This is a genomic window from Halomonas sp., assembly GCF_033549285.1.
Taxonomy (GTDB): Bacteria; Pseudomonadota; Gammaproteobacteria; order Pseudomonadales; family Halomonadaceae; genus Halomonas.
Genome location: NZ_JAWSUJ010000061.1, coordinates 1 through 25037, shown reverse-complemented (window position 1 = coordinate 25037; position 25037 = coordinate 1). Strand labels below are relative to the sequence as shown.

The window sequence follows — 25037 nt, the reverse complement described above, 5'->3', positions numbered from 1 at the left end:
CTCACGGTGGCGGCGAGAACACCGCCAATGCCGTATCGGTTCCTGAAGATGGCTGACTGTTATGCGTAATCAGGAAACCCTTTGCGTAGCTGTTGAATGCGTCGTTGCCATAGCTATTCGATGCGGTATCCAAGCTGCCCCCTCACGCACTTGCCGTGATGCCACTGGCATCACCTCGAGGATCTCCTCGGCATCGCCGCCCAAGTGATGCCACTGGCATCACCTCGAGGATCTCCTCGGCATCGCCGCCCAAGTGATGCCACTGGCATCACCCCAGAGGACTCCTCGGCACCGCTGCCCAGGTGATTCCAGTGGAATCACGTCGAGGGAGCGTCTCCTGGCTCCCCAGCGGAAGGCGGTGAGTCTCCTTTCGACTCGCCTTCGCCACTGGCCACCCGGGAATCCGCCGGCTTGGCAATCGGCGGTGCAAACTCGCTGCGCCGTTTGCCGGAGAGCACATCGTCAGGCAGTGCACCGAACTTCTCGATGGCATTTCGGGCCTTGGCATTGTTGGCGGCAAAGTCGTCCCTGGTGGCGCCGCTGAAGCCGGGGTACTTCTGGGTGCTCGCGCAAAGGCTGCGCAGGAGGTGACCACCCACCCGGACGTACTCCTCCATCTGTCGACGGCCAATCAGGGCAATATGGTGGGCGAGCATGACGCGCCTGACGAAGCGGTCGAAGTCGATCAGCAGGCGCAGGGCGAGCCAGCCGTGCTGGCCGCCGGTATAGACGGGAATCTTGAGGGGCTGCTGGTTGAGGTTCTCTTCCACGTCCAGCTCTGGCGGCAGCTGAGCCAGCAGGCCATCCAGCTCCTGGAGGCGCTGGTCCAGCTGAGTTCGCGTCTCGGCAAGCTTGGCATCCAGCTGCAGCAGCCAGTGATCCGCGTATGGGTCATCCTTGGCGGCGTTCTGCTTGATCGCGCCGCAGATCAGCAGGAACTGCCGCATACCGATTATCTGCGGACGTCCTGTCTCAACGCCTCGTCCCTTCCAGATCCGTGCGGCGTGGTGGGTATGAAGCGTCAGCTCGATCTTGCTGCGCAGTGCTCCCAAGCGATCAACGGCCATGTCGCGTTGCCCTCATGCTGATGTGTGTCCGCGGTACGGCAGGCACTGTCAATCAGTTGATGTGGGCAAGACAGGGGAATCGTTAATGGCCGCTGAGTGGGTTTTCCCCGCCTTATGGCCACAAACCCAGCGAGCGCAGACACTGCTCTCGGGCTGCTTGGGCTACCTCGGGCGAGGTGGTACTCGGCTCGGCACTCGGCGGCTCCGCTGTCTGGTAAGAGGACGGTGACACGCTTCGAGCTGCCGGCCGCTTGGTGGCAGGGGGAATCCCCTGTGGTGCCCTTCCCGCCCGACGCTCCGCCTGAGCCTGGGCATAGCCGGTCGCCACGAACTCGCCGCCGATGGCTCGCTTGATCAGCCCTCGCAGGAAGCCCTTGGGGTTTCGCACCGAGCCACCGCTCATGCGCCCTGCCGCTTCGTCGAGAATCGCCTGCTGGGTGTCTCCGGCCAGGTCCGCCATGAGGAGCTGAGTGGCCTGACGCTCGCTCTCATCCATCGCGAGACATGCCGGCCAGTGCAGGTTCACGGCTGGGTTACCTGTAGGTTTTACACAGTGTGAAGTACGTACTGTACGGGAAGAACTGCCCGAGTTTTCATCAAGAACTGCCTCGACAGCCCGGTAAGCCTTTGATTCCATACTTAGTTCTCTCTGGAAACCAGGGCAGTTCTCTCGGCTCACTCGGCCGGGTTCTCGCTGAGAACTCGGCTGCCTGCCCTGGTTTTTGCCCTGGTTCTTCTGCTCAATCGCGGCGGAGAACTGGGCAGCATCATGCCTGGCAGGCGACCGGCGCTGGGCCTGCCTGGACCGAGAGGCCATGGTATCGAGACGCGTCGGCAGCTCATGCAGGGCCCCGGCTTCCTGGAGCTCCTCGAGCACCATGGTAGCGACGGCCTTAACCACCTTGTTCTGATGATCCAGGCAACGACACACGTACTCCACGTAGTCTGCATCCAGCACCGAAGCTTCTGCGGGCGAGAGCGGCTCGTCGTGCAAGATATAGACGTTGCCGATAATGCGGCCGTTCTGCGCGTTGCGCGCCCGGTGACCGAGACTGACCCAGCGGGTCAGACGAAGCACAGCGATAACGCGGGCGACCGTGGCCCTCGACGCCTTCTGGCTCGGCGCCCCCCGCAGCAAGGGCTGCAGTTCGTCGTAGGTCGGCACCGCGGTGGTTCGGTCCGGATTGACCAGCATGCGCATCATCTGCCAGCCAAGCTTGTCGACGTGCCCGAGGCGCGGATCCAGCAGCAGAGACCGCGGCACGGTCTCATGGGGGTTCCCGAAAAACAGCAGTCCATCAAGGCCCGAGTGTGCGGCCTCGCCGTTCTCAACGGCAGGCGCCGGGGGGTCACCCCGGCGCTGGGTCATCTCGGAAGCCGCCTGGCCAATCAAGCGATCCAGCCCCTGCCGCGTAGCATCGCGCAGCTGCACCATCACCGCTCTCCTTCAGGTGACGCCCACTCTTCGGCCGGTGGCGCCGTGCGCGGCTGGCCGGGGTCGACCCACTGCTTGACCAGGTGCCACACCACCGCCAACGGAATGTCGGTTTCCTCGGCGAGGGTAACCATGCCCTGCAGGTCGTCGGTTGCCTTGGGGTCCAGGGCGATATGCTGCCAGCGCTCCCAGGCATCATGCTCTGCCTGCTCCGACGGCATCGCCAGCCGCCCCTGGCGCGGTGCAATGCCCAGCAGCTGACGGCGCGTCGAGCAGTCGTTGCCGGTCAGGCCGAAGAACGCTCCCATCATGCTGACGCTAGCCCCCAACCTCAGGCAGCGATCGATCAGGGTCTCGCGATCCTGGTCACGATCGATGCGCGCCAGAACGCCGCGTAGTGCGGCGTGATCCACCGAGAAACGCGCTACCACCGGCCCTGCACAGGCCAGCGAGTCGATATCGCTCGCTCTCAGCCGCCGCAGGGTACGCAGCTCATCCTCACTGAAGCCGAGGGCCAGCGCACGGCGCATGTTGCCCTCACGAAGAAACCCCATGACCTGGCTGAGCAGCGCCTGATTCAGGTTGGCGGAAGAAGAGCTCATGACTGGGCCTCCTGTTGTCCCTGCAGGTGTTCACGAAGGCGGCGAATCAGCCGCACCAGACGGAAAAAACGAAGCAGTACCGCATCGTCCCAGGCACTCTCAGTGCCCTCTTCCCGATGGGTGCCCAGCAGCGCTCCCCACAGGGTGGCATCGGCGGGGTACTCGGGATTGAGCTCGCCGCGCAGGCTGGCCAGCGCCTGCCAGGCGAAGCGGGCACGGCGGTCGGACGCCTCGGGCAGCGGGTTGAGGTCGAAACCGATGCCGTTGTCATCGGCGATCACCACGTCGCTGCCGCCGAAGCCGCCCCAGCGGGCGATGACCTGCACCAGTTCCCGGATACGAATACGCAGTGAGCGAGGCTCATCCTCGACGCCTTCGATAAACCAGACGTCGGCAATGGGCGGGGTGGTCTCACCGGAGAGCACCGGTGCCGCCAGGGGGGCCAGCTGCTCGAAGTCGAAGCTGGGCACGCCGAGCTCGCTGGCCAGATGGTGACGGTAGCCGCGCTTCCCTGGAGTCTCTTCCCAGCGGGACTGGGTCAGCCCTTCAAGGCGGGCAGCACGCTCGGCCTCCGTCCGCGCTGCGCCCTCTGGCCAGTCACCCTCCTCTTCTGCGGGTACAACCATGGGCTCTGGACCCGCCTCCGATGCCGGCTCGCTGAATACCGGCACCGAGGGAGACGGTGACTCGCTCAGCTGCTGCTTTTCGCGCTCCAGCGCGGCAACCTGCTCACGTAGCCGAAGCAGCTCGGCGCTCTCTGCTCTCTCATCGTCGGTAGGCGCGTCTCTGCTGAGGGTCCGAGGCGATGGCAGCTGCTCGGCCTGGGGGGCGGATTGAGGCTGAGATTGAGGTTCACGGCCAGGATCTGAAGCGGGCACCTTCGCCACCGGCGCGCCGCCCGTGGCGGGCTCGGGCAACGGCGGATAAAGCGAGGGCGGCTGGGCGTCAGGGTCGCGCATCTGCTGCAGCTCCACGTCCAGGGCCTCGAAGGCCTGGTGCTCTTCCAGGTCCCAGCGTCGCTTGCGGTAGGTGACGATGTTATCGAGGGTCAGCTCGCAGACGTTGAAGTGCACGCCGGTGTGGTCCGCCAGCATGCCGCACAGCCGATCCACCACCATGCTCCAGTTCATCTCGGTCTGGCCCTCATCATCGAACCAGGCCATGGTCTGGTGCCAGGCCTCGCCAAAGCCCTCGGGAGTGACCTCCTCGGTGCAGCGCTCCCAGAGCAGCCGGCAGGCTTCCCGGTAGCTGATCAGCTTCTCGACCTGAGAGCGGCCCAGTCCGCTGTAGAGGGTGTTGGGCAGGGTGGGCAGCAGGTGCTCGACGGTATAGAGCATCCTGCTGATATGGCTCTGGGCGACCTGGTAGCCATCCTCGGCCAGGCGCTTGACCAGTTCGCGCTGCGAGAGCGTGTTGCCGCTCTCCTCTTCATACATTGCCCTGGCGTCCACCACACCCTTGGCACGCTCGATCCAGAGCAGCTGGCCACGGTTGTCGTTCTCGCTGAGGTGTCCCGTCAGCATCTTCACTTCCGACTGCCAGGGTCGGTACAGAGCATAGAAGGCGTGGAAGCGCGACTCGCCGGTCTCTTCATAGAGCTCGCGCAGGATCTGCAGGCGGGTATTGCCACCGTCGCAGATGGTGTAGTGCTTCTCGCCCGGCCGTTGGGTGACAGGGGGCTTGTGCTTGAGGCCCGCGGCACGGATCGACGCCTTGATCTCCTCGTACTTGGGATTCTGCACCTGCCGGGGGTTGTGCTCGTAGGGCTTGAGCACGTCCAGGGTGACCCAGACGGCCATCTCCTGATCGGGCGGAGTCACTGCATCCACAGGCTGCCCCTGACGCTTGGGGCCGGGCTGCATCAGGCGCTCGCGAAGCTGCTGGTCGGTCGGGCGTTTCATCGGCGGTATTCCTCCGTGACGAAGCGGGCAGAGAGAGCGCCGGCTAACGGCGCCTGGGTGCTGATGACAGTGGCATCAATCGTCATGGCGGAACCTCTGCTGCCACTCCGCGCGGCGCAGCTGGGCGCGTGCATTGAGCTCGGCGCGGCGGTCCTTGGTGGTGAATGAGGTGAAGACCGGCGCACAGCCGGGCTTACTGAACCTCAGGTGCCCGCCGCTGGTTCGCTGCACCTCCCACCCCCGGGTGGCGGCATAGCGCACCAGGCGCTGCATCCCCTTGCACCCTCGTGCTGCCGACAGCGACTTACTCATCGTTGGCCTCCTCGATCTCCCAGAAGCGTGTCAGCAAGGCATCACCACCCTCGATGAAGGTGTGGATCTCGTGGCCGCTATAGGTGGCCATCTGGATCACCGCGAGAGCATCCGCTTGTAGCGACGCGTCGAGCCCGCGGAGCCGCTGCATCTCGAAGGGCCAGCGGTAGCCGTTGTAGAGCGCGAGGAGGAGGCGGCGCAGGTGGTGGGACTGGCCGCTGTGGCCCTGTGCCACACGGATCAGATGCTCGAGGGATGAGAGCCCCTGCTGCTCAGCCTCAAGCTGACGCTGGCGAGTCTCGTTCATGACCTGAGCCAGCGCCTTTGAAAGTCGGGAGCGGGGCTCGGGTGTGCGCACGCGATACTGGCTCATGGGGTCACCTCCTGATGCTGCCAGGCCAACGGCTTGAAGCGCGCCGACGCTCCCTGGAACGCCAGGTGCACGGTGCCGGTGGGCCCATTGCGCTGCTTGCCCAGAATCAGCTCGGCCAGGCCGTGGCTATCTTCGTTATCGGGGTGATACACCTCGTCGCGGTAGATGAAGGCGATGAGGTCGGCATCCTGTTCCAGCGCGCCGCTGTCGCGCAGATCAGCCATGCAGGGGCGCTTGTTGGGGCGGGTCTCCAGGGAGCGGTTGAGCTGCGACAGCGCAATCACTGGGGTGCGCAACTCCTTGGCGGTCTCCTTGAGGATGCGGCTGACCTTGCCCACCTCGAGGGTGCGGTTCTCGCTGCCCGGCTCCTGCAGCAGCTGCAGGTAGTCCACCAGGATCATGGAGGGGCGGCCGAAGCGGCGGGTCATGCGGCGAGCGCGGGCCTTCAGGCTGGAAGCGGTGATGCCCGAGGCATCATCGATCAAGAGCTTCCCATCCAGCTGGGTGAGTCGACTGACCGCGGCGGTTACCTTGGGCCAATCCTCGTCTTCCATCTTCCCGGTGCGCAGCTTCTGCAGGGAGACATTGCCCAGGCTGGCGATCAGCCGGAGCATCAGCTGCGCTTCCGGCATCTCCAGGGAGAAGATGAAGACCGGACCATCAACGTCCTCTGCCGTCAGGGCATGCTCCGCGAAACCGAGCCCCATGGCGGTCTTGCCCATGGAGGGGCGGCCGGCCAGGATGATCAGATCCCCTGGCTGCCAGCCCGCAGTCATGGAGTCCAGCTCGCTTAGGCCGCTCGGGATGCCCGTCACCCCACCCTGTGCATTGAAGGCCCGGTCGATGACGTTGATGGCCTCACCGAGCATCTCCTTCATGGAGCTGAGCCGCTCATTCCTCTCTTCCGTCAGGGCAAAGAGCTTCTGCTCGGCCTCCTCGATCAGCTCGGTGGCCGAACGGCCCTGAGCCATCAGGGCCTGCTGGTTCAGGGTGAAGCAGGTATGGATCAGCTGCCGCAGGGCATGGCGGTCCCGCACGATCTCAGCATAGGCCTCGACATTGGCCGCGCTGGGCGTATTGCGTGCCAGCTCCGCCAGGTAGGCGAGACCTCCCACCTGTTCAAGCTGACGCGCTTCTTCCAACGCCTCGGACACCGTCACGACATCCATTGGCTGGTCGCGCTCCGCCAGCCCTTGAATCGCCTGAAACACCAGGCGATGGGCCTGCTGGTAGAACATCGCCGGTGCCAGTCGGTCGGCAACCTCATCCCACATGGCGTTATCCAGCAGCAGACCTCCCAGCACCGACTGCTCCGCCTCCAGACTATGCGGCGGCAGGTAGCCGGCCTCCGGACGCTCCTCGGCCACCCGAAGTTCGACCAGGTTCTCAATGGCACTCATCGTGGCAGCCCCCCTGCATGGCGGTGGTGCAGACCATGGCGTCGATCAACGGCTGCCACTCGGGGTTGAGCTCACAGGCCATCACCTTGACCTGATCGGCGGCGGCGGGCGACTTGCGACCGGCGGGCTTGCGCGGCTCGAACTGGTGCGCCGGCAGGCCGGCGCTGGCGGCCTGTCGGAAGGCCACACCGGCACGGATGGTGCTTTGCATCACGCTGACGCCCTGCTCGCCGGCGGCGAACATCTCCGCCAGCGTCTGGTGGATGCTCCGCGCATCGGCGGTCTCATCCAGGCGGTTAACCAGGACGGAAACGGGGGGAACGGAGAGGTGGGTGAACTGGCTAAGCGCTTCGAGATCGCGCAGCAGGCCGACGGTGCCTCGCACGAACTCGCGGGCGGAGAGCAGCTCGGGGGTGATGGGTGAGAGGGCATGATCGGAGGCCAAGACGGCCATCTCCAGGGTGATCGAGCGAGCGCCCTGGGTATCAATCAGGATCAGGTCATAGCCCGACAGGCTGGAGAGCAACTGGGCGAGACGGAAGCGGCCATCCGGCGCGTTGAGCAGCAGCTGAGGGAGCTGGCCGGCGTGATCGTTGGAGATCACCACATCCAGGTTGGGATGGGCGGTATGCGATATGACCTGGGCAGGAGCGGTATCGCTGAGCGCGATCAGCTCGTAGGTGCCGCCGGGGGCTTCGGTGCGGAGGGGATAGTAGCTGGAGAGCGTGGGCTGGCTGTCCAGGTCGATGAACAGGACTTTGAGGCCCGCATCGGCCAACAGGCCACCCAGATTGGCAGTGACGGTGGTCTTGCCGACGCCACCCTTGGTCGAAACAACGGAAACAACACGCATAACCTCACCTCGGTTCCAGATGGAATCAAGTGTGAGGCTGATGATCTGTAGCTATTACACGAAGACGGCTCGATCCACACCACCCCGCGCGGGGCTTCCACTTCTCGCTCGCAAGACGCTGATTTCGAGAAATTTACGTGGTGCCGGCACCAGGAGTCGAACCCGGGACCTACTGATTACAAGTCAGTTGCTCTACCAACTGAGCTATGCCGGCTCGGGAACCGACTCGAGTCACAGAATCGGAAACAGGGTTGGCGTGGCTGGGGTACCAGGATTCGAACCTGGGAATGCCGATACCAAAAACCGGTGCCTTACCACTTGGCTATACCCCAGCATATTGGTGGCCAGAGACGGAATCGAACCGCCGACACGGGGATTTTCAATCCCCTGCTCTACCGACTGAGCTATCTGGCCGCTGCCAACGGTGCGTATTAAACCCCAGCGGGCCGTTTCCGTCAACCCCTTCCGTTTCAGAAAGATGGCCGAGGATCGGCGACACGGGCGGGCTACTCGCCCCGGGGAACATAGCCCTCGGCCTGGTCGGTCTCGCGGTTGTCGAGGAAGCGCTCCATCTGCTCCATCAGGTACTCCCGAGATTCGGCATCGAGCATGTTGAGGTGCTTCTCGTTGATCAGGCGAGTCTGCAGCGCCTGCCACTCCTCCCAGGCCTGGCGGGAAACGCTGGCCTGGATCTCCTGGCCCTTCTTGCCGGGCAGCGGCGGGAACGGAAGGGCATCCATTTCCTTCTGGTACTTGCGACAGAAGACGGTCTGGCTCATCGGGTCTCTCCTCGTGCGGGTGTCAGGGCCCGGCGGTGTGGTCAGTGCGAAGGGTGCCAGTGACGCCAGCAGCGCCTTGACCGGCGCCGCCAGGCCGATGCTGGCGGGATCAGAGGGATCGTACCAGCAGCGCGCCTCGTCCACCGCGTCCAGCCGGCCGATCCGTGCCGGCTGCGGGGTGATCTCGAGGCGAAAGTGGCTGAAGACATGGGTGAAGGGCGTCCAGGCGGGCTCGAGCGCGCTGCCCGGCGCCCGGGCGTCCAGCCAGGCCTGGAGCGCCTCGGCATCGTCGAACTGCGGCAGGCTCCAGAGCCCGCCCCACAGGCCGCTGGAGGGGCGCTGCTCGAGCAGCACACGCCCCTCCTTATCCTGCAGGAGCAGCATGACGGTGGTGCGCGTGGGCAGGGCCTTTCGCGGCTTGGACTCGGGAAAGCGCTTTTCCTCGCCGCGAGCGTGGGCCACGCAGACATCGCCGAAGGGGCAGCGAGCGCAGTCGGGGGTGCCGCGCCGGCAGAGGGTCGCGCCCAGGTCCATCATCGCCTGGGTGAAGTCGACCAGCCGCTCATCGGGCGTGTAGTGCTCGGCCAGGGCCCACAGCCGGCGCTCCACCGCCGGCCGTCCCGGCCAGCCCTTCACGGCGTGCAGGCGCGTGAGCACCCGCTTGACGTTGCCGTCGAGAATCACCGCGCGCCGCCCGGTGCTCTGGGCGATGATCGCCCCGGCCGTGGAGCGGCCGATGCCGGGCAGGGCGGCGATCTCGTCGAGGCTGTGGACGGGAAACGCCCCGTCATGCTCATCGACCACCACCCGGGCGGCCTTGTGGAGGTTGCGCCCCCGGGCGTAGTAGCCGAGCCCGGTCCACAGGTGCAGCACCTCGTCCTGGTCGGCCGCCGCCAGCGACGCCACGTCGGGAAAGCGCGCCATGAAGCGCTCGAAGTAGGGGATCACCGTGGCCACCTGGGTCTGCTGCAGCATGATCTCCGAGACCCACACCCGGTAGGGGCTGCGCTCGTGCTGCCAGGGCAGGTCGTGGCGGCCGTGCTCGTCGAACCAGGCGAGCAGGCGCTGCTGGAAGCGCTCCGGCGGCAGGATGGCTGGCGGCATGTCCGTCATGGGGCTCTCACTGCGCACAAAAAAGCGCCGACTGGGGAAGTCGGCGCAGGGACTGGTCGTACGTGTTGCTCAATCGAATAGACCCTTCAGGGCATCGCGAAGTTCCTTGCCGGCCTCCTCGCCAAGGCGCTTGTCGATCTTCTCGGCGGCACCCTCGAGACGCTTCTCGACCTCCTCGCCGGCGCGCTGCGAGGCCTCGTCGCGAAGCAGCTCGGCCAATGTGCCCTGGAAGGCCTGGCGGTCCAGGCGGCACCATTCGGCACGGTCGCCGTCGAGCTGTCCCTTGCAGCGCACCGGCAACGGCACCCGCTCCAGGCGCCGGTTGACCTCGCAGGGGGCGTTCTCGGCATTGACCAGGCGCAGCGCGGCGCGCAGGTCGAACTGCTCGCTGACCAGGTCCAGCTCGCCCTTGCCGCCTACCTCCATGCCGGGCATCGTGACCAGCAGGTCGTCACTCCTGGCGGTGCCCTCGTCCAGCCTGAAGGTGGCCCGGATGCGCTCGAAGCGGGTCTCGTCGCGCCACTCGCGGTCGAGCTGCTCACCCTCCAGGGCGGCAGCCGTGGTACACAGCTCCCGGGAGACGTTGACACCGGGAATCGCTCCCTCCTCGACGCGGGTAACGAGGTTGCCGCCCAGGTGGCGCCTGAGCTCCACCAGGGTGTTGCCGCGGGTGGCGAGCTCGCCCTCGCCGCTGAAGCGCCCGCTGAGGGGCGCCGGCTCGTTGCCGAGGGCCTCGAGCAGCGACTCCAGGCGCACCCGCTCGACCTTCGGCGCCAGCCGCCAGCGGAGCGGTGTCTCGCGCAGGTCGAGGGCGCCGTCGGCGGCCAGGCGGCCATCGTGGAAACGCGACTCGAAGGCGACCAGGCGGTGGCGCCCGTCGCGCCCCTCGAGGGTCAGGTCGACGTCCTGGAAGTCCAGCCCCGCCAGGCGCAGCTCGCCCAGGGCCAGGTGGGCATCGAGCGTGAGGGCGGAGAGCCACTCCGTGGGCACCAGCCCCTGCGACTCGGCGGCATGGGCCCGGCGGATGCCCGGCAGGCGCCACAGCCAGGCGCCATCGTCCTCCACCCCCGGGGGCGGCAGGTAGCTATCCAGGTCGAGCTTGTCGCCCTGCAGGTCGGCGGCGAGCTGCTCGCCGTCGTACTGCCCCGCCAGGCGGCCGGTGAAGGTGCTGCCGTCCAGCACCAGGGTCAGGCCGGCGAGCTCGAAGCGTTCGAGGTCGCCGCTGACGGGGCTGGTCAGGGCCACGTCGGATAGCGCCTCGCCATCGGCCATCTCGGGCATCATGTCGAGCCGCGCCAGCCAGGGCCGCAGCGACAGCGGCGCCAGGCGCAGCTGGCCGGTGTAGGCCGGCGCCTCGGCGAGCTGGCTGAGGTTGAGGTTGCCGCTGAGTGCCAGGCCGTCGGGGCCGGTGAGCGCCAGGTCGCGCAGGCGGGCGCTCTGCTCGTCGAGGTCGGCATCCATGGTGAAGGCCAGCGACAGCGGCACCACCTTCTCGCCCAGGCGCGGATGCTGGAGGCTGGCGTCGAGCTGCCCCTCCTCCAGCTGCAGGCTGCCCTCGCCGACGTTCACCACCAGTTGGGCGCCCTTGAGGTTGACCTTCTGCTCGCTGTCGAGGCCGGCGAGGCGGTTGACCGTCTCCAGGCTCAGCCCCTCCAGCACGTGCCGACCCTCTGCCAGGCCCAGGGCCACCCGCCCCTTCAGGGAGACCTCGCTGACCAGGCGCGCCTCGCGCTCCTGCTCCCGCCAGTCGAGGCCCTCGTGCTCCGTCAGCCGGAAGGAGGCCGCGACCGGGAAGGCCCGCCCGGGATTGACGTTGCTGCCGCTGATCTCGACGCTCTCGAAGAGCAGCTCGCGGTCGCCCAGGGCATCGCGGAAGCGCACCTCACCGTCACGGATCTGCACGCTGGCGACGTTGAGCGCCACCGAGAGGCCGGTGTCGATGTCGGGATCGGGCCCGGCGCTGGCCGGCGCCAGGGCGGCCTCGGCCTCCTCGCTGCTCTCTCTGAGCCGCTCCAGCAGCACTTCCCAGTTGCCCTCCCCCTGCTCATCGCGCTTGAGGTCCAGATAGAGACCGTCGAGGGTCAGGCCGTCGATGGCGATCTCGCCGCGCAGCAGCGGCGTGAAGGCCAGGCTGACCTCGGCGTGGGAGAAGGCGGCGAAGGGCGTCGAGTCCTCCGGCTGATCCGGCAGGCGGGCCTCGGCCTTCTCCACGCCCACCCCCAGGCGGGGATAGAAGGACCAGGAGAGGGCACCATCCAGGCTCAGCTCCAGCCCGCTGTGCTCGCGCACCACCTCGACCAGCCGCGGCTTGAGGTCATCGGGGTCGAAGAAGGTGGTGACGTAGACCACGGCGCCGACCATCACCAGGCCGAGCACGCCGATGGCGGCGAGCAGCGTCCGCAACAGGCGCTTCATTGCTGGCCTCCCCGTGGTGAGAGGTCGAGCTCGAAGTAGTCGCCGTCCTGGGTGAGCCGGTAGCCGAGCCGGGCGAGCAGCATCTGGTCGGCCACCGGCAGCTGGGCGGAGTCGGCATAGAGGCGGCGACCCTCGGCATGGGCGCTCTCGCTGACCAGCGCCAGCAGCCGTGAGCCGACGCCGCGACGCCGCGTGGTCCTGCGCACGCAGAGGTTCGAGAGCCACCAGGCATCCTGGTAGGGCTTCACCGCCACGGCGCCCAGCAGCCGGTCGTTGAAGCGGGCGCAGCTGAACAGATGGCCACGCGCGAGGTGGTCACGGATGAAGTCATCGACGGGCAGGGGCAGGCGCTCGGCGGGAGCGTCGGCGTAGATGCGCGCGAGGTCGAGGCGTACCTGGGCATCCGCTTCCCAGGCGGCCTGGTCGACCTGTTGAAGGATCACCGGCATGGGTGGATCTCCTTGAGCCGGGGCGGCGGGGTCGCCACCACTGTCATGGCCCGCATTGTAGCGGATGGGGCAGGCGATTCACTATAATGGCAGGCTCGCGGCGCCAGGCACAGCACCCGGCGCCCTTCCGCCTTGCCGGCCGGTGATGGCCACCGGCCCCTCTCGACACGCGCCCCGGCGCTGGAGACCCGACATGTCCGAGCGTATCGCCACGGTCACCCGGAACACCCGGGAAACCCAGATCACGGTGACCATCAATCTCGACGGCGAGGGACGCCTGGCCTGCGAGACCGGCGTGCCCTTCCTCGACCACATGCTCGACCAGGTGGCCCGCCACGGCCTGATCGACCTCGACATCGAGGCGGTGGGCGACCTGCACATCGATGACCACCATACCGTCGAGGACCTCGGCATCACCCTGGGCCAGGCCTTCCACCAGGCGATCGGCGACAAGCGCGGCATCCACCGTTACGGCCATGCCTACGTGCCCCTGGACGAGGCCCTGTCGAGGGTGGTGGTGGACTTCTCCGGCCGCCCGGGACTGTTCATGGACGTCGAGTTCACCCGCGCCAGCATCGGCCGCCTGGACACCCAGCTGTTCTGGGAGTTCTTCCAGGGCTTCGTCAACCATGCCCGGGTGACCCTGCATATCGACAACCTGAAGGGTTTCAACGCCCACCACCAGGCGGAAACCATCTTCAAGGCCTTCGGCCGCGCGCTGCGCATGGCCGTGGCGCCGGACCCGCGCATGGCCGGCCAGATGCCGTCCACCAAGGGCAGCCTCTGAGGCCGCCGAACGATCACACGAGGAGCGCTCCATGACCATTGCCGTCATCGACTACGGGATGGGCAACCTGCATTCCGTCGCCAAGGCACTGGAACACGTCACCCACGAGAACGTGATCGTGACGCGGGATGCCCGTCGCATCCGCGGCGCCACCCGCCTGGTGCTGCCCGGCCAGGGCGCCATCCGCGACTGCATGGGCGAGCTCGAGAAGACCGAGCTGCGAGGCCTGGTCGAGGAACTGCTCGCCCGCCAGGCCAAGCCGCTGCTGGGCATCTGCGTCGGTCAGCAGATGCTGCTCGATCACAGCGAGGAGAACGGCGGCATCGGCTGCCTGGGCTTCCTGCACGGCGAGGTGAGGAAGTTCCCGACCGACATGCGCGATGACCGGGGCAACCGCCTCAAGGTGCCCCACATGGGCTGGAACCTGGTGCACCAGCACCACGACCATCCCCTGTGGGCGGGCATCGACCAGGACGAGCACTTCTACTTCGTGCACAGCTACTACGTCGACGCCGCGGACGACGCCACGGTCTTCGGCACCACCGACTACGGTCGCGTGAATGCCCACGTGGCCATCGGCCGCGATGCCACCTTCGCCGTGCAGTTCCACCCGGAGAAGAGCTCCCGGGCCGGCCTCAAGCTGCTGGAAAACTTCGTTCAATGGACGCCCTGAGCGGCGCCACTCTTTACAGGCGCCCGTGGCCGCGCCCCTCTTCACTTCCCGCAGGCGCCCGCGGCTGCGCCAACCGAGGACACTGACATGCTGGTAATTCCCGCCATCGACCTCAAGGACGGCAAGTGCGTGCGCCTCAAGCAGGGCCGCATGGACGATGCCACCACCTACGGCGACGACCCGGTGGCCATGGCCGCCCGCTGGGTCGAGGCCGGCGCCCGGCGCCTGCACCTGGTCGACCTCAACGGCGCCTTCGAGGGCATGCCGGTCAACGGCGAGGCGGTCACCGCCATCGCCCGTGCCTGGCCCGACCTGCCGATCCAGATCGGCGGCGGCATCCGCAGCGCCGAGACCATCGAGCACTACCTCGAGGCCGGGGTCTCCTACGTGATCATCGGTACCAAGGCGGTCAAGGAGCCGGCCTTCGTCGGCGAGATGTGCAAGGCCTTCCCCGGCCACGTGATCGTCGGCCTGGACGCCCGGGATGGCTTCGTGGCCACCGACGGCTGGGCCGAGGTCTCCGAGGTCAAGGCCGTGGACCTGGCGAAGCGCTTCGCCGACGACGGCGTCTCCAGCATCGTCTACACCGACATCGCTCGCGACGGCATGATGAACGGCGTCAACGTCGAGGCCACCGCCGCCCTGGCCCGCGAGGGCGGCCTGCCGGTAATCGCCTCCGGCGGGGTGACCGACCTCGACGACCTGCGTGCCCTGATCGCGGCCGGCGAACCCGGGATCCTGGGCGCCATCACCGGGCGCGCCATCTACGAGGGCAGCCTCGACGTTGCCGAGGCTCAGCGGCTCTGCGACGCACTCAGCCAGAAGGGGAGCTGATCCATGGGACTCGCCAAGCGCATCATTCCGTGCCTGGACGTGGACGCCGGCCGCGTGGTCAAGGGCGTCAATTTCATCGGCATCCGCGACGCCGGTGACCCGGTGGAGATCGCCCAGCGCTACAACCAGCAGGGCGCCGACGAGATCACCTTCCTCGACATCACGGCGAGCCACGAGGACCGCGACACCACGGTGGAGATGGTCGAGCGCATCGCCGGCGAGGTGTTCATCCCGCTCACCGTGGGCGGCGGCATCCGCACCTGCGACGACATCCGCACCATGCTCAACGCCGGTGCCGACAAGGTCTCGATCAACACCGCCGCGGTGACCAATCCCGACTTCGTGCACGAGGCCGCCGAGCGCTTCGGCAGCCAGTGCATCGTGGTGGCTATCGATGCCAAGAAGGTCTCCGGGGAAGGCGAGCCGGAGCGCTGGGAGATCTTCACCCATGGCGGACGTCGCCCCACCGGGCTGGATGCCGTGGAGTGGGCGAAGAAGATGGTGGCCTACGGCGCCGGCGAACTGCTGCTGACCAGCATGGACCGCGACGGCACCAAGGTCGGCTTCGACCTGGGGGTGACCCGCGCCATTGCCGACGCGGTGAGCGTGCCGGTGATCGCCTCCGGCGGGGTCGGCAACCTCGACCACCTGGTCGAGGGCGTCATCGAGGGCGGTGCCGACGCGGTGCTGGCGGCCAGCATCTTCCACTTCGGCGAGTACACCATCCCCGAGGCCAAGCGCTACATGGCCGAGCGGGGGATCGAGATGCGCCTGTAAGCAAACGACGGGCTCACCTTTTGGTGAGCCCCTTGCCTTCCGGCCGGCGTGGGCCTACTCCTCGGCGGAGAGGCCCAGGTTGCTGACCCCATCGTTGCGCCCCAGCCGGCGCAGCGCCTTGAGCGCCTCGCGATCCAGCGCTCCCGCCTCCACGGCCTCGAGCACCGCGTCCTGGAAGTCGTTCTCGTCCGCCATCAGCGGATGGTCGCGCACCAGCTCGCCCAGCCGCGCGGCGTCCTCCTCGCCCTCGGTGAGCTCGATATAGGCCCGCACCCCGCTGCGCGACGTACGACTGACCTCCAGCACCGCCTCCGGGGCCTCGCCGCGCAGGGTATCGAGCAGCGCCGAGAGGGCCACCACCGCCTCCAGGGCACGCCGCGCCCCGAAGCTGTCGTCCTCGGCGGGGGGCTCCAGCTCGGCGAGCTTCTCGGCCTGGCGGTCGAAGTCGATGCGCGCCTCCCTCACCGCCAGCCGCTCCCAGACAAGGTCCAGGATCACCCTGATGCCATGCGGGTCGCCCTGGCCGGTGGTCTCGGCGTAGAGGCGGTAGTTGGGCAGCAGTCGCTCGCAGAGCGCCGCCATGAAGGCTTGCTGGCGGCGCGGGTCGAGCTGCTGCAGGCGTTGGAAGAAGCCGCTCATGGAGTCTCCTTGGTGTTGGGGTTGTCTCAGGGCCAGAGGCGTTCCTTCGCTACACGCCCACGGGGATCGAAGAGCACGCCCTCGGCGACCAGCCGCCGGCGCTGCTCCTCGGCCCCGCCGTGATCGGCCAGCTTGCGGGAGGCGGTAATGACCCTGAACCAGGGCAGGTCGTGGCCGGCGGGCAGCTCGCGCAAGGCGCGGGCCACCAGGCGCGGCGTGGCGCCCTCGGTCATCGCGGCGATCCGTCCGTAGGTGGTCACCCGGCCGGGCGGGATCTCGGCCAGGATGGTCAGTATCTGTTCCCGAAGCTCCGGCTTCATGTACCCTTGCGCTCCGTCCCGTCCGTCACTCGGCATTCATCAAGGCGAGGCCCGCATGCACGTTCACCTTCTCCAGCACAGCCCCCACCAGGGTCCGGCCCGCATCGCCGACTGGCTTGCCAGCATGGGCCACAGCCATACCATCTTCCACCTCGATGCGGGGGAGCTGCCGCCGCGGCTGGCCGATGGCGATGCGCTGATCGTGCTCGACGGCCCCGAGGGCAGTCTCGAGGATGGCCGATGCCCCTGGCTCAGGGGCGAGCGCAAGCTGATCCACCAGGCGCTGGACGCCAACAAGCCGCTGCTGGGGATCGGCTTCGGCGCCCGGCTGATCGCCGAGGCGCTGGGGGCGGTGGTGGCCCGCGGCACCGTGGCCGAGACCGGCTGGCACCGGGTGGACCTCGCCCCGCTGAGCCCCGTCGACCTGCCCGACACCTTCGAGGCCTTCATGTGGCACCGCGAGGTCTTCGCGCTGCCCGACTATGCCCTGGCGCTGGGCCGCAGCACTGCGAGCCCCCTGCAGGGCTTCACCTGGGACGACGGCCGGGTGGTGGCCCTGCTCTGCCACCTGGAAGCCACCGCCGCCAGCGTCACCGCCCTGCTCGATCATCAGGCGCCGCCCGAGGGCAGCGAGACCAGCCCCCATGCCCAGGACCGGGCGGCGATGCTCGACGACCCGAGGCGCTTCGACCGGCTGGCCCCGCTGCTCGACCGCCTGCTCAGCCAGTGGCTGGGCAGCACCGCTCAGGGCTGATGGCTCAGGCCGACTGAGGCTGCGGCCGGCCGTCCCGGCGCGCCTCGGCGGACCACTCCCTGGCGACCTGCAGGCAGCTCTCCCAGTCGCCGACGTGGAGGAAGTGGCGCTCGGGGTGCTTCTCCAGCTGGTGGCGATAGAGCGGGTCATAGTATTCGGTCAGCAGCGGGGCCAGCCAGGCCTCATGGGCCTGGCGATTGCCCCGCTCATGCTCGCGGAAGGCGAGCGACTGCAGGCGCTGCAGGCGCGCCAGGCGTTCGCTGCCCAGGCGCTTGCGCAGCCGGCCCAGGGCGGTGGCGAGCTGCTTGCGCATCAGCGCCCAGCCCAGCCAGTCACCGAACTGCCGACGATGGACCTCCCACAGGTCGTCGATGTAGTCCTTGCGGATCTGCGCCAGCCGCCAGTCCAGGGGCATCTCGATGCGGATGCGCGGCGCCGGCACCATGCCTTCCCAGAAGCGCAGCGGGATGTTGGCCGCCCCGATGCGCCGGGACTCGTCCTCCACCACCAGCGGCCCGGGCAGCTCCAGCAGGCGCAGTCCCATGGCATGCTCGAAGTCGATCTGGCTGGGCGCCGGCAACGGGTGGCGCCCGAAGGCCGAGCCCTTGTGGCGGGCACAGCCCTCCAGGTCGAGGCCATTGTCCAGCGCCAGAATCAGCGGCGTCTTGGCACAGCCGGTGAGACCACCCACCACCAGCAACGGCTGCTCGGCCGCGGCGTCGATGCGTTCGCAGAGGGCCTGGCGCATCGCCTTCCAGCCGCCGCGGATGCGCGGGCGCAGGGTGCCGGCATCCGCCAGCCACTGCTGGGCGACCTGGGAGCGCAGCCCACCGCGGAAGCAGTAGATGAGGGCATCGGGATGCGCCGCGAGAAGCCGCTGCCAGGCGGCGACCCGCGCCGCCTTGAGGCCGCCATTGACCAGCCGCTCGCCCAGGGCGAGGGCGGCGTCCTGGCCATGCGCCTTGTAGGCGACCCCCACGAGGTGGCGCTCCTCGTCGTCCATCAGCGGCAGGTTCACCGCCCCGGGCAGGGCGCCCTGGGCGAACTCCACCGGCGCACGGACATCGATCAGCACGCGCCCTTCCCGCAGCAGTGACAAGTCGGGCTCGACCAGCGGCAGGCTCATCCACGCACCTCGATCAGCGCCGGCCCGCTGGCCTTGACGACCTCGCCGAAGGGCTTGAGCTCGACGCCATGGGCACGGCCGATGCGCTCCACATCGTCCTCCCAGGAGGGATGCACCGAGAGCAGCAGGCCACCGGAGGTCTGCGGGTCGCAGAGCCACTGCCAGTGGGCCTCGTCCATCTGCGGCAGGCTCGCGCCCAGCGCCTCGCGGTTGCGCTTGGTGCCGCCGGGTACCGCGCCCTGGCGGCGGTAGGCCTCGGCCTCGGCGAGCCGTGGCAGGCGGCGGAAGTTGACCCGGGCGGCCACGCCGCTGGCCGTGCAGATCTCGGCGAGGTGTCCGGCCAGGCCGAAGCCGGTGACGTCGGTCATGGCATGCACGCCCTTGACCTTGGCAAGCTCCATGCCGATGGCGTTGGACTTGAGCATGGTCTCCCGCGCCAGGCCCTGGTGGCCGGCCTCGATCAGCCCCTGCTTCTCGGCCGTGGTCAGCAGGCCCACCCCCAGCGGCTTGGTGAGGAACAGCAGGTCGCCGGGCTTGGCGCCCTTGTTGAGCTTGAGGTGCTCGAGGTCGACGAGGCCGTTGACCGCCAGGCCGAAGATCGGCTCGGGAGCGTCGATGGAGTGGCCGCCGGCAAGCGCCACGCCGAGCTCGCGGCACACCGCCTGGGCACCGCCCACCACGTCGCCGGCGACCTCGGCGCCGAGCGTGTCCAGCGGCCAGCCGAGGATGCCCAGCGCCAGCACCGGCTTGCCGCCCATGGCATAGACATCGCTGATGGCATTGATCGCCGCGATGCGGCCAAAATCGAAGGGGTCGTCGACGATGGGCATGAAGAAGTCGGTGGTGGCGATCATGCCGCGACCGTCGCCCAGGTCGTAGACGGCGGCGTCCTCGCGTCCCTGGTTGCCGACGATCAGCCGCGAGTGGCTGGCCCCGGGGCCGGCCTTGGCGAGGATGCCGTCGAGCACGTCGGGGGCGATCTTGCAGCCGCAGCCGGCGCCGTGGCTGTACTGGGTCAGGCGGATGGCGCTCATCTCGTTCTCCTTGGCTTTCACTACCCGCATTCTACATCAGAGTGGGGGACCTAGAGGGCGTCCAGGGCCTCGGCGAGCTTGTCCACGGCAACCACCTCCATGCCCTCGGGCGAGCGCTTGGGGGCATTGCCGCGGGGCACGATGGCCCGCTTGAAGCCGTGCTTGGCCGCCTCGACGATGCGCTCCTGGCCACTGGGAACCGGGCGGATCTCGCCGGAGAGCCCCACCTCGCCGAACACCACCAGCTCCCGGGGAAGCGGCCGGTTCTGCAGGCTGGAGACCACCGCCAGCAGCACCGCCAGGTCGGCGCTGGTCTCCAGCACCTTGACCCCGCCGACCACGTTGAGGAAGACGTCCTGATCCCCGGTGAACAGCCCGCCGTGGCGATGCAGCACCGCCAGCAGCATGGCCAGGCGGTTCTGGTCGAGGCCAACCGCGACGCGTCGCGGGTTGCCCAGCGCCGACTCGTCGAGCAGCGCCTGGACCTCCACGAGGATCGGCCGGGTGCCCTCCCAGACCACCATCACCAGGCTGCCGGGACTCTGCTCCTCGTTGCGCGAGAGGAAGATGGCACTGGGGTTCTTCACCTCCTTGAGGCCGTGCTCGAGCATGGCGAACACGCCGAGCTCGTTGACCGCACCGAAACGGTTCTTCTGCCCGCGCAGGGTACGAAAGCGCGAGTCTGCCCCGCCCTCGAGCAACAGCGAGGCATCGATCATGTGCTCCAGCACCTTGGGGCCGGCCAGGCTGCCGTCCTTGGTGACGTGCCCCACCAGCATCAGCACGGTATTGCTCTGCTTGGCGAAGCGGGTCAGGGCCGCGGCGGACTCGCGCACCTGGGCCACGCCGCCGGGGGCCGAGGCGATGTCCTCCAGGTGCATGGTCTGGATGGAGTCGATGATCAGGATCTCGGGGCGCTCGCGCTCGGCCACGGCAAGGATGGTCTCGATGCTGGTCTCGGCCAGCATCTTCAGGCCCTGTACCGGCAGCTGCAGGCGATGGGCGCGCATCGCCACCTGGGAGAGCGACTCCTCGCCGGTGACGTAGACCACCCGGCGGGACTGGGCCAGCTTGCAGGCGGTCTGCAGCAGCAGGGTCGACTTGCCGGCCCCGGGGTGCCCCCCGAGCAGCACCGCCGAACCCGGCACCAGGCCGCCGCCCAGCACCCGGTCGAACTCCACGAAGGTGGAGGAGAGCCTGGGTACCTCGCTGAGATCGACGCTGGCCAGGTCGACCACCTCGCGGGACAAACCGCCGGCATAGCCGCCGCGTGCGGTCGAGGTGGCGCCCGTGGCGGCACCGGGCCGCGCCACCGAGAGGCGGACCTCGCTCAGGGTATTCCACTCCTGGCAGCTGCTGCACTGCCCCTGCCACTTGCGGTACTCGGCACCACACTCGGTGCAGACGAAGGCGCTCTTCGCTTTGGCCATGCGGCTCGCTCTCCCACGGTCGGGGTCACCATTCCATCCGCCACGGCCCGATGGCAGGCACGCAACGACAAGGGGCGACCCTGAGGGCCGCCCCGGTACTGCGCATTCAGACGTTTACAGGCGCTTGAGCTGCAGCATCTCGCTGTTCTGGAAGCGGCGCAGGTTGGGGTCGATCAGCTCGAGGGTCTGCTCGTCGACGCGCAGGAAGTAGTAGGTCTGCCCTTCGCCATCGGGCGTCAGCTCGTAGACGGTGGCGGTGGGATCCTGCTCGGTCCCCTCGAGGACCTCCCAGTTACCCGCGTAGTTCTCGTCCGGCGGGTTCTGGGGGTGCGCGCGATAGGAGGCCTCGAGGTCGAAGGTGCGCTCCTCGGCGGCACCCTGCTCCTCGCCGTTCAGGGTCACGTTCAGGTCGATGCCGTCGCAGTTGCGACATGGCAGGGTTCCCTGGTAGGACGCCGTGGTCGCTTCCATCTCCGGGGCGGCGGCCTGGTCGGTGGGTCCGGCGGCGCAGCCGGCCAACAGGGCGGCCAGGGCGGTGCCGGCCAGCAAGGTCCTGATTTGCATTTGTGTCCTCCTAACCAATGGGCATGACGCCGTGATACACGGCAGCCTGGGTGACAGCATAACCTCTCGTGTCCTCAGCGGACAGCCTCCCCGCCCTGCATCAGGCCAGCGGATAGACATGGGTGAAGACCAGTGCCAGCACCAGCGGCATGACCACCAGGCTGCCCAGGTTGCCGATCAGCACCAGCGAGGCCACCTTGTGGGGCTCCTGGCGATACTGCTCGGCCACCAGGTAGTTCAACACGGCCGGCGGGAGGGCGGCAAACACCCAGAGGGCCGCCGCCTGCAGGCCCGACAGGTCGAGCCACCAGATCAGCGGCACGGCGAGCACCAGTCCCGAGAGCGGGCAGAGAACCGCCCCGAGCAGGCCGGTCTTCCAGTCGCCGAAGTCGATGTCCAGCATGCGCACGCCCAGGGCGAAGAGCATCAGCGGGATGCAGACCCCGCCCAGCATGTGCAGCGCCTCCAGGAACCAACCCGGCAGGGGCACGCCGCCCAGGTTGACGGCGAGGCCCGCCAGGCTCGCCAGCACGATGGGCATGCGCAGCAGCCGCCACAGGGGGGTGTGCGGGCTGAGCATGTAAAGCCCCACCGAGAAGTGCAGCAGCATCTCGATGATGAACAGCACCACCGCCGCCGGCAGGGCCTTCTCGCCGAAGGCCAGCACCAGCAGGGGGATCCCCATGTTGCCGGAGTTGTTGAACATCATCGGCGGCAGGAAGGTCTTGGTCTCGAGCTTCAGCCATTTCGCCACCGGCCAGAGCACGAGTCCCGAGCCCAGCACCACCACGGCCCCCGCCAGGGCCAGGCTCGCGTAGTCTGCCAGTGGCGCCTGGCGGTCGGCGAGCACCGCGAACACCAGCATCGGCACGAACAGTTCCATGTTGAGGGTGTTCATGCCACGGATGTCCGGCGTGCGGAAGCGTCCGTAGAGGGTCCCGCAGCCGGCGATCAGGAAGACGGGCAGCAGGGTGGCGAGGATCTGGGCGGTCATTGCATGGGTCCGTAGGCAGCGAATGATCGATGGCGGCCCCCGAGACTAGCATGGCCGCGGCTTGCGCGGTCATGCTGCTCGGGTCACCATGACCAAAGTCCAATCCCCCGAGCGAGTGACCATGAGCAAGTTCTGGAGCCCCGCTGTTCGCGAGCTGACCCCCTATGTCCCGGGCGAGCAGCCCCGCGAGCGCCTGATCAAGCTGAACACCAACGAGAACCCCTATCCGCCAGCCCCCGGCGTCGAGGCCGCCCTGCGCGACTTCCCCGCCGACCACCTGCGGCGCTATCCGGACCCGGAGTCCCGCGCCCTGCGCGAGGCCCTGGCGGAGGAGCTCGGAGTGGCAATGGAGCAGGTGTTCGTCGGCAACGGCTCCGACGAGGTGCTCGCCCTGGCCTTCCAGGCCTTCTTCCGCCAGGCGCGGCCGCTGGAGATGCCGAGCATCTCCTACAGCTTCTATCCGGTCTACTGCCGCCTCTATGGCGTCGAGCGCCGCACCCACCCCCTCGACGCCCAGTGGCGCGTCGACCTCGATGCCTTCGACCAGGATGCCGGCGGGGTGATCTTCGCCAACCCCAACGCCCCCACCGGCCATGGCCATGGACGCGAGGCAATCGCCGGGCTGCTGGAGCGGGTCTCCGAGGCGGTGGTGCTGGTCGACGAGGCCTACGTGGACTTCGGCGGCGAGAGTGCCGTGCCGCTGGTCGAGTGCTTCCCCAACCTGCTGGTCACCGGCACCTTCTCCAAGTCACGCAGCCTGGCCGGCCTGCGGCTCGGCTATGCGGTGGGCTCCCGCGAGTTGATCGAGGGGCTGGAGCGGGTCAAGGACTCCTTCAACTCCTACCCCGTCGACAGCCTGGCCAGCGCCCTGGGCATCGCCTCCCTGAGGGACCGCGAGCACTTCGAGGCCTGCCGCGAGGCGGTGATCACCACCCGCGAGCGCACCCGGGTGCGCCTCGAGGCCCTGGGCTTCCAGGTGCTGCCCTCGCAGACCAACTTCGTGCTGGTCAGCCACCCGGAGTTCGATGCCGCCCAGCTCTTCGTGGGCCTGCGCGAGCGCGGCGTGCTGGTGCGACACTTCAACACCGAGGTGCTGCGCGACCACCTGCGGATCTCCATCGGCACCGATGACGAAATGGACAGCCTTATCGAGGCGCTCGAGAGCCAGTGTCGCCAGGGCCACCCATGACCAGGGAACGCCATCGACTGCCCCTTTCCAGGGTCCATCATGTGGCGCTGATCACCGCCGACTACGACCGCGCCCGGCGCTTCTATCTCGAGGTGATGGATGCCGAGATCATCCAGGAGACCTGGCGAGCCGAGCGGGAGAGTCACAAGCTGGATCTGCGCCTGCCGGGGGGAATCCAGCTGGAGCTGTTCTCCTTCCCCTCGCCGCCGCCACGTCCCAGCTACCCTGAAGCCTGTGGCCTTCGCCATCTCGCCCTGGCTACCCTGGACCTCGAGGCCTGCATCGACCTGCTGAGGGCGAGGGGTGCCCAGCCGGAACCCATCCGGGTCGACGAGATGACCGGCTCACGCTTCACCTTCCTGGCCGACCCCGATGGCACCCCGATAGAGCTGTACGAAGTGCCAACACCGGATCACCGGATCGGCGGCCATAAACGAGGAAACCCCGGCTTCTGACGAAGCCGGGGTTCCTGAAATGAAAAGACCCCGTGCTCTTTTCGAACACGGGGTCTTCTCGGGATAGGTGCCTGACGATGATTGCGCCGGGCTCCGGCGGGCGGCACTCCGCTACTCTCCAGGGGGAGGCCCCCGGAACGGCGAAACCCCGACCAATGGCCGGGGTTTCAGAATAAGTGCCTGACGATGATTGGGCCGGCCTCCCGGCGGGCGGCGCTCCGCTATTCTCCAGGGGGAGGCCCTGACATCACATCCGTTTGGCCGACGCACATGAAAAGACCCCGTGCTCTTTCGAACACGGGGTCTTTTCGGGATAGGTGCCTGACGATGACCTACTCTCGCATGGGGAGGCCCCACACTACCATCGGCGCTGAGCGGTTTCACTGCTGAGTTCGGCATGGGATCAGGTGGTTCCCGCACGCTATGGTCGTCAGGCGAAAAACGGTGAATCATGCTGAGCTGATACGTCTCATCGTATCCGGCTGTCGGTCGCCATCGGCAGACCGCTTGGGTGTTATATGGTCAAGCCTCACGGGCCATTAGTACCGGTTAGCTCAACGCCTTGCAGCGCTTCCACACTCGGCCTATCAACCAGCTGGTCTCGCTGGGCCCTTCAGGAGGCTCGAGGCCTCGGGGATGTCTCATCTTGAAGGGGGCTTCCCGCTTAGATGCTTTCAGCGGTTATCCCGTCCGCACATAGCTACCCGGCAATGCCACTGGCGTGACAACCGGAACACCAGAGGTGCGTCCACTCCGGTCCTC

General features: G+C 67.8%; 25 protein-coding genes, 3 tRNA genes, 2 rRNA genes and 1 pseudogene. 7 read left to right on the top strand and 24 right to left on the bottom strand.

The features are described from left to right. Nucleotides 1–317: 317 nt before the first annotated feature. From SCI24_RS13870 to SCI24_RS13800, 15 genes and pseudogenes are all read right to left on the bottom strand, one after another. Nucleotides 318–1067, bottom strand: coding sequence for a PFL_4669 family integrating conjugative element protein (locus SCI24_RS13870; protein WP_318725939.1), 750 nt, complete (start codon nucleotides 1065–1067; stop codon nucleotides 318–320). Between the two features lie 112 nt (nucleotides 1068–1179). After that, nucleotides 1180–2502 (bottom strand): STY4528 family pathogenicity island replication protein, encoded by a 1323-nt coding sequence (locus tag SCI24_RS13865; RefSeq protein ID WP_318725938.1) that lies wholly within the window; start codon nucleotides 2500–2502, stop codon nucleotides 1180–1182. Beyond that, the gene (locus SCI24_RS13860) at nucleotides 2502–3104 is read right to left on the bottom strand and encodes a DUF2857 domain-containing protein (protein ID WP_023004696.1); all 603 of its coding nucleotides are present in this window, start codon (nucleotides 3102–3104) and stop codon (nucleotides 2502–2504) included. Before SCI24_RS13860 ends, SCI24_RS13865 begins: the two co-directional genes overlap by 1 nt. After that, a complete protein-coding gene (locus tag SCI24_RS13855) occupies nucleotides 3101–5005 on the bottom strand; it encodes a ParB family protein (RefSeq protein ID WP_318725937.1) in 1905 nt (634 codons plus the stop codon). The genes SCI24_RS13860 and SCI24_RS13855 overlap by 4 nt, the downstream gene beginning before the upstream one ends. A gap of 75 nt (nucleotides 5006–5080) precedes the next feature. Further along, a complete protein-coding gene (locus SCI24_RS13850; RefSeq protein WP_318725936.1) occupies nucleotides 5081–5317 on the bottom strand; it encodes a type II toxin-antitoxin system HicA family toxin in 237 nt (78 codons plus the stop codon). Continuing rightward, nucleotides 5310–5690, bottom strand: a complete 381-nt coding sequence (locus SCI24_RS13845) for a hypothetical protein (RefSeq protein ID WP_318725935.1) — start codon at nucleotides 5688–5690, stop codon at nucleotides 5310–5312. The genes SCI24_RS13850 and SCI24_RS13845 overlap by 8 nt, the downstream gene beginning before the upstream one ends. Then, nucleotides 5687–7090 carry a replicative DNA helicase gene (gene dnaB / locus SCI24_RS13840; RefSeq protein WP_318725934.1) on the bottom strand — a complete coding sequence of 468 codons (1404 nt, stop codon included), beginning with the start codon at nucleotides 7088–7090 and terminating at the stop codon, nucleotides 5687–5689. The genes SCI24_RS13845 and dnaB overlap by 4 nt, the downstream gene beginning before the upstream one ends. Further along, nucleotides 7077–7943, bottom strand: coding sequence for a ParA family protein (locus SCI24_RS13835; protein ID WP_318725933.1), 867 nt, complete (start codon nucleotides 7941–7943; stop codon nucleotides 7077–7079). The genes dnaB and SCI24_RS13835 overlap by 14 nt, the downstream gene beginning before the upstream one ends. Nucleotides 7944–8081: 138 nt before the next feature. Beyond that, nucleotides 8082–8157 (bottom strand) — tRNA-Thr (locus tag SCI24_RS13830). Nucleotides 8158–8200: 43 nt separating this feature from the next. After that, a tRNA-Gln gene (locus SCI24_RS13825) sits at nucleotides 8201–8275 on the bottom strand. Between the two features lie 6 nt (nucleotides 8276–8281). After that, nucleotides 8282–8357 (bottom strand) — tRNA-Phe (locus tag SCI24_RS13820). 92 nt (nucleotides 8358–8449) lie between these two features. Beyond that, nucleotides 8450–8722: an oxidative damage protection protein gene (locus SCI24_RS13815; protein WP_318725940.1), complete on the bottom strand. Its 273-nt coding sequence runs from the start codon at nucleotides 8720–8722 to the stop codon at nucleotides 8450–8452. 27 nt (nucleotides 8723–8749) lie between these two features. Then, nucleotides 8750–9835, bottom strand: a pseudogene (gene mutY / locus SCI24_RS13810) (A/G-specific adenine glycosylase); the annotation flags it as partial. Between the two features lie 69 nt (nucleotides 9836–9904). After that, nucleotides 9905–12250 carry an AsmA family protein gene (locus tag SCI24_RS13805; RefSeq protein ID WP_318725932.1) on the bottom strand — a complete coding sequence of 782 codons (2346 nt, stop codon included), beginning with the start codon at nucleotides 12248–12250 and terminating at the stop codon, nucleotides 9905–9907. After that, nucleotides 12247–12699 carry an acetyl-CoA sensor PanZ family protein gene (locus SCI24_RS13800; RefSeq protein WP_318725931.1) on the bottom strand — a complete coding sequence of 151 codons (453 nt, stop codon included), beginning with the start codon at nucleotides 12697–12699 and terminating at the stop codon, nucleotides 12247–12249. The genes SCI24_RS13805 and SCI24_RS13800 overlap by 4 nt, the downstream gene beginning before the upstream one ends. 193 nt (nucleotides 12700–12892) lie before the next feature. On the opposite strand from SCI24_RS13800, the gene hisB reads away from it, so the two are divergent. From hisB to hisF, 4 genes are all read left to right on the top strand, one after another. Continuing rightward, nucleotides 12893–13486, top strand: coding sequence for an imidazoleglycerol-phosphate dehydratase HisB (gene hisB / locus SCI24_RS13795; protein WP_282734409.1), 594 nt, complete (start codon nucleotides 12893–12895; stop codon nucleotides 13484–13486). 31 nt (nucleotides 13487–13517) lie between these two features. Further along, nucleotides 13518–14159 carry an imidazole glycerol phosphate synthase subunit HisH gene (gene hisH, locus SCI24_RS13790; RefSeq protein WP_318725930.1) on the top strand — a complete coding sequence of 214 codons (642 nt, stop codon included), beginning with the start codon at nucleotides 13518–13520 and terminating at the stop codon, nucleotides 14157–14159. An 87-nt stretch (nucleotides 14160–14246) separates the two neighbouring features. Next, nucleotides 14247–14993 carry a 1-(5-phosphoribosyl)-5-[(5-phosphoribosylamino)methylideneamino]imidazole-4-carboxamide isomerase gene (hisA, locus tag SCI24_RS13785; protein ID WP_318725929.1) on the top strand — a complete coding sequence of 249 codons (747 nt, stop codon included), beginning with the start codon at nucleotides 14247–14249 and terminating at the stop codon, nucleotides 14991–14993. A 3-nt stretch (nucleotides 14994–14996) separates the two neighbouring features. Beyond that, the gene (hisF, locus tag SCI24_RS13780; RefSeq protein WP_318725928.1) at nucleotides 14997–15770 is read left to right on the top strand and encodes an imidazole glycerol phosphate synthase subunit HisF; all 774 of its coding nucleotides are present in this window, start codon (nucleotides 14997–14999) and stop codon (nucleotides 15768–15770) included. 54 nt (nucleotides 15771–15824) lie between these two features. On the opposite strand, the gene SCI24_RS13775 is transcribed toward hisF, so the two are convergent. After that, nucleotides 15825–16409 (bottom strand): YjaG family protein, encoded by a 585-nt coding sequence (locus SCI24_RS13775; RefSeq protein ID WP_318725927.1) that lies wholly within the window; start codon nucleotides 16407–16409, stop codon nucleotides 15825–15827. 26 nt (nucleotides 16410–16435) lie between these two features. Further along, the gene (locus SCI24_RS13770) at nucleotides 16436–16729 is read right to left on the bottom strand and encodes an MGMT family protein (RefSeq protein WP_318725926.1); all 294 of its coding nucleotides are present in this window, start codon (nucleotides 16727–16729) and stop codon (nucleotides 16436–16438) included. Nucleotides 16730–16784: 55 nt separating this feature from the next. Here SCI24_RS13770 and SCI24_RS13765 point away from each other — a divergent pair, with 55 nt between their 5' ends. Continuing rightward, on the top strand, nucleotides 16785–17483 hold the full coding sequence (locus SCI24_RS13765) for a type 1 glutamine amidotransferase (RefSeq protein WP_318725925.1): 699 nt from the start codon (nucleotides 16785–16787) through the stop codon (nucleotides 17481–17483). A gap of 4 nt (nucleotides 17484–17487) precedes the next feature. Here the strand turns inward: SCI24_RS13765 and mnmH are convergent, their stop codons facing one another. From mnmH to SCI24_RS13740, 5 genes are all read right to left on the bottom strand, one after another. Further along, a complete protein-coding gene (gene mnmH, locus SCI24_RS13760; RefSeq protein WP_318725924.1) occupies nucleotides 17488–18609 on the bottom strand; it encodes a tRNA 2-selenouridine(34) synthase MnmH in 1122 nt (373 codons plus the stop codon). Continuing rightward, nucleotides 18606–19643 carry a selenide, water dikinase SelD gene (selD, locus tag SCI24_RS13755; protein WP_318725923.1) on the bottom strand — a complete coding sequence of 346 codons (1038 nt, stop codon included), beginning with the start codon at nucleotides 19641–19643 and terminating at the stop codon, nucleotides 18606–18608. Before selD ends, mnmH begins: the two co-directional genes overlap by 4 nt. A 50-nt stretch (nucleotides 19644–19693) precedes the next feature. Continuing rightward, a complete protein-coding gene (gene radA / locus SCI24_RS13750) occupies nucleotides 19694–21073 on the bottom strand; it encodes a DNA repair protein RadA (RefSeq protein WP_318725922.1) in 1380 nt (459 codons plus the stop codon). Nucleotides 21074–21187: 114 nt separating this feature from the next. After that, entirely contained in the window at nucleotides 21188–21637 is a 450-nt protein-coding gene (locus tag SCI24_RS13745) for a copper resistance protein NlpE N-terminal domain-containing protein (RefSeq protein WP_318725921.1), read from the bottom strand. A 100-nt stretch (nucleotides 21638–21737) separates the two neighbouring features. Next, nucleotides 21738–22631: an AEC family transporter gene (locus SCI24_RS13740; protein WP_318725920.1), complete on the bottom strand. Its 894-nt coding sequence runs from the start codon at nucleotides 22629–22631 to the stop codon at nucleotides 21738–21740. A gap of 121 nt (nucleotides 22632–22752) precedes the next feature. Here SCI24_RS13740 and hisC point away from each other — a divergent pair, with 121 nt between their 5' ends. Further along, complete coding sequence (gene hisC, locus SCI24_RS13735) at nucleotides 22753–23820, top strand: histidinol-phosphate transaminase (protein ID WP_318725919.1); 1068 nt, start codon at nucleotides 22753–22755, stop codon at nucleotides 23818–23820. Beyond that, nucleotides 23817–24275 (top strand): VOC family protein, encoded by a 459-nt coding sequence (locus tag SCI24_RS13730; RefSeq protein ID WP_318725918.1) that lies wholly within the window; start codon nucleotides 23817–23819, stop codon nucleotides 24273–24275. The genes hisC and SCI24_RS13730 overlap by 4 nt, the downstream gene beginning before the upstream one ends. 319 nt (nucleotides 24276–24594) lie before the next feature. Here the strand turns inward: SCI24_RS13730 and rrf are convergent. Together rrf and SCI24_RS13720 are read right to left on the bottom strand one after the other, a co-directional pair. Next, nucleotides 24595–24710: ribosomal RNA gene (gene rrf, locus SCI24_RS13725) — 5S ribosomal RNA — on the bottom strand. Between the two features lie 83 nt (nucleotides 24711–24793). Continuing rightward, nucleotides 24794–25037: ribosomal RNA gene (locus SCI24_RS13720) — 23S ribosomal RNA — on the bottom strand; the annotation flags it as partial.

Coding starts and splice junctions, on each gene's coding strand:
- SCI24_RS13870 (WP_318725939.1), bottom strand. CDS start 1,067: ATGGCCGTTGATCGCTTGGGAGCACTGCGCAGCAAGATCGAGCTGACG.
- SCI24_RS13865 (WP_318725938.1), bottom strand. CDS start 2,502: ATGGTGCAGCTGCGCGATGCTACGCGGCAGGGGCTGGATCGCTTGATT.
- SCI24_RS13860 (WP_023004696.1), bottom strand. CDS start 3,104: ATGAGCTCTTCTTCCGCCAACCTGAATCAGGCGCTGCTCAGCCAGGTC.
- SCI24_RS13855 (WP_318725937.1), bottom strand. CDS start 5,005: ATGAAACGCCCGACCGACCAGCAGCTTCGCGAGCGCCTGATGCAGCCC.
- SCI24_RS13850 (WP_318725936.1), bottom strand. CDS start 5,317: ATGAGTAAGTCGCTGTCGGCAGCACGAGGGTGCAAGGGGATGCAGCGC.
- SCI24_RS13845 (WP_318725935.1), bottom strand. CDS start 5,690: ATGAGCCAGTATCGCGTGCGCACACCCGAGCCCCGCTCCCGACTTTCA.
- dnaB (WP_318725934.1), bottom strand. CDS start 7,090: ATGAGTGCCATTGAGAACCTGGTCGAACTTCGGGTGGCCGAGGAGCGT.
- SCI24_RS13835 (WP_318725933.1), bottom strand. CDS start 7,943: ATGCGTGTTGTTTCCGTTGTTTCGACCAAGGGTGGCGTCGGCAAGACC.
- SCI24_RS13815 (WP_318725940.1), bottom strand. CDS start 8,722: ATGAGCCAGACCGTCTTCTGTCGCAAGTACCAGAAGGAAATGGATGCC.
- SCI24_RS13805 (WP_318725932.1), bottom strand. CDS start 12,250: ATGAAGCGCCTGTTGCGGACGCTGCTCGCCGCCATCGGCGTGCTCGGC.
- SCI24_RS13800 (WP_318725931.1), bottom strand. CDS start 12,699: ATGCCGGTGATCCTTCAACAGGTCGACCAGGCCGCCTGGGAAGCGGAT.
- hisB (WP_282734409.1), top strand. CDS start 12,893: ATGTCCGAGCGTATCGCCACGGTCACCCGGAACACCCGGGAAACCCAG.
- hisH (WP_318725930.1), top strand. CDS start 13,518: ATGACCATTGCCGTCATCGACTACGGGATGGGCAACCTGCATTCCGTC.
- hisA (WP_318725929.1), top strand. CDS start 14,247: ATGCTGGTAATTCCCGCCATCGACCTCAAGGACGGCAAGTGCGTGCGC.
- hisF (WP_318725928.1), top strand. CDS start 14,997: ATGGGACTCGCCAAGCGCATCATTCCGTGCCTGGACGTGGACGCCGGC.
- SCI24_RS13775 (WP_318725927.1), bottom strand. CDS start 16,409: ATGAGCGGCTTCTTCCAACGCCTGCAGCAGCTCGACCCGCGCCGCCAG.
- SCI24_RS13770 (WP_318725926.1), bottom strand. CDS start 16,729: ATGAAGCCGGAGCTTCGGGAACAGATACTGACCATCCTGGCCGAGATC.
- SCI24_RS13765 (WP_318725925.1), top strand. CDS start 16,785: ATGCACGTTCACCTTCTCCAGCACAGCCCCCACCAGGGTCCGGCCCGC.
- mnmH (WP_318725924.1), bottom strand. CDS start 18,609: ATGAGCCTGCCGCTGGTCGAGCCCGACTTGTCACTGCTGCGGGAAGGG.
- selD (WP_318725923.1), bottom strand. CDS start 19,643: ATGAGCGCCATCCGCCTGACCCAGTACAGCCACGGCGCCGGCTGCGGC.
- radA (WP_318725922.1), bottom strand. CDS start 21,073: ATGGCCAAAGCGAAGAGCGCCTTCGTCTGCACCGAGTGTGGTGCCGAG.
- SCI24_RS13745 (WP_318725921.1), bottom strand. CDS start 21,637: ATGCAAATCAGGACCTTGCTGGCCGGCACCGCCCTGGCCGCCCTGTTG.
- SCI24_RS13740 (WP_318725920.1), bottom strand. CDS start 22,631: ATGACCGCCCAGATCCTCGCCACCCTGCTGCCCGTCTTCCTGATCGCC.
- hisC (WP_318725919.1), top strand. CDS start 22,753: ATGAGCAAGTTCTGGAGCCCCGCTGTTCGCGAGCTGACCCCCTATGTC.
- SCI24_RS13730 (WP_318725918.1), top strand. CDS start 23,817: ATGACCAGGGAACGCCATCGACTGCCCCTTTCCAGGGTCCATCATGTG.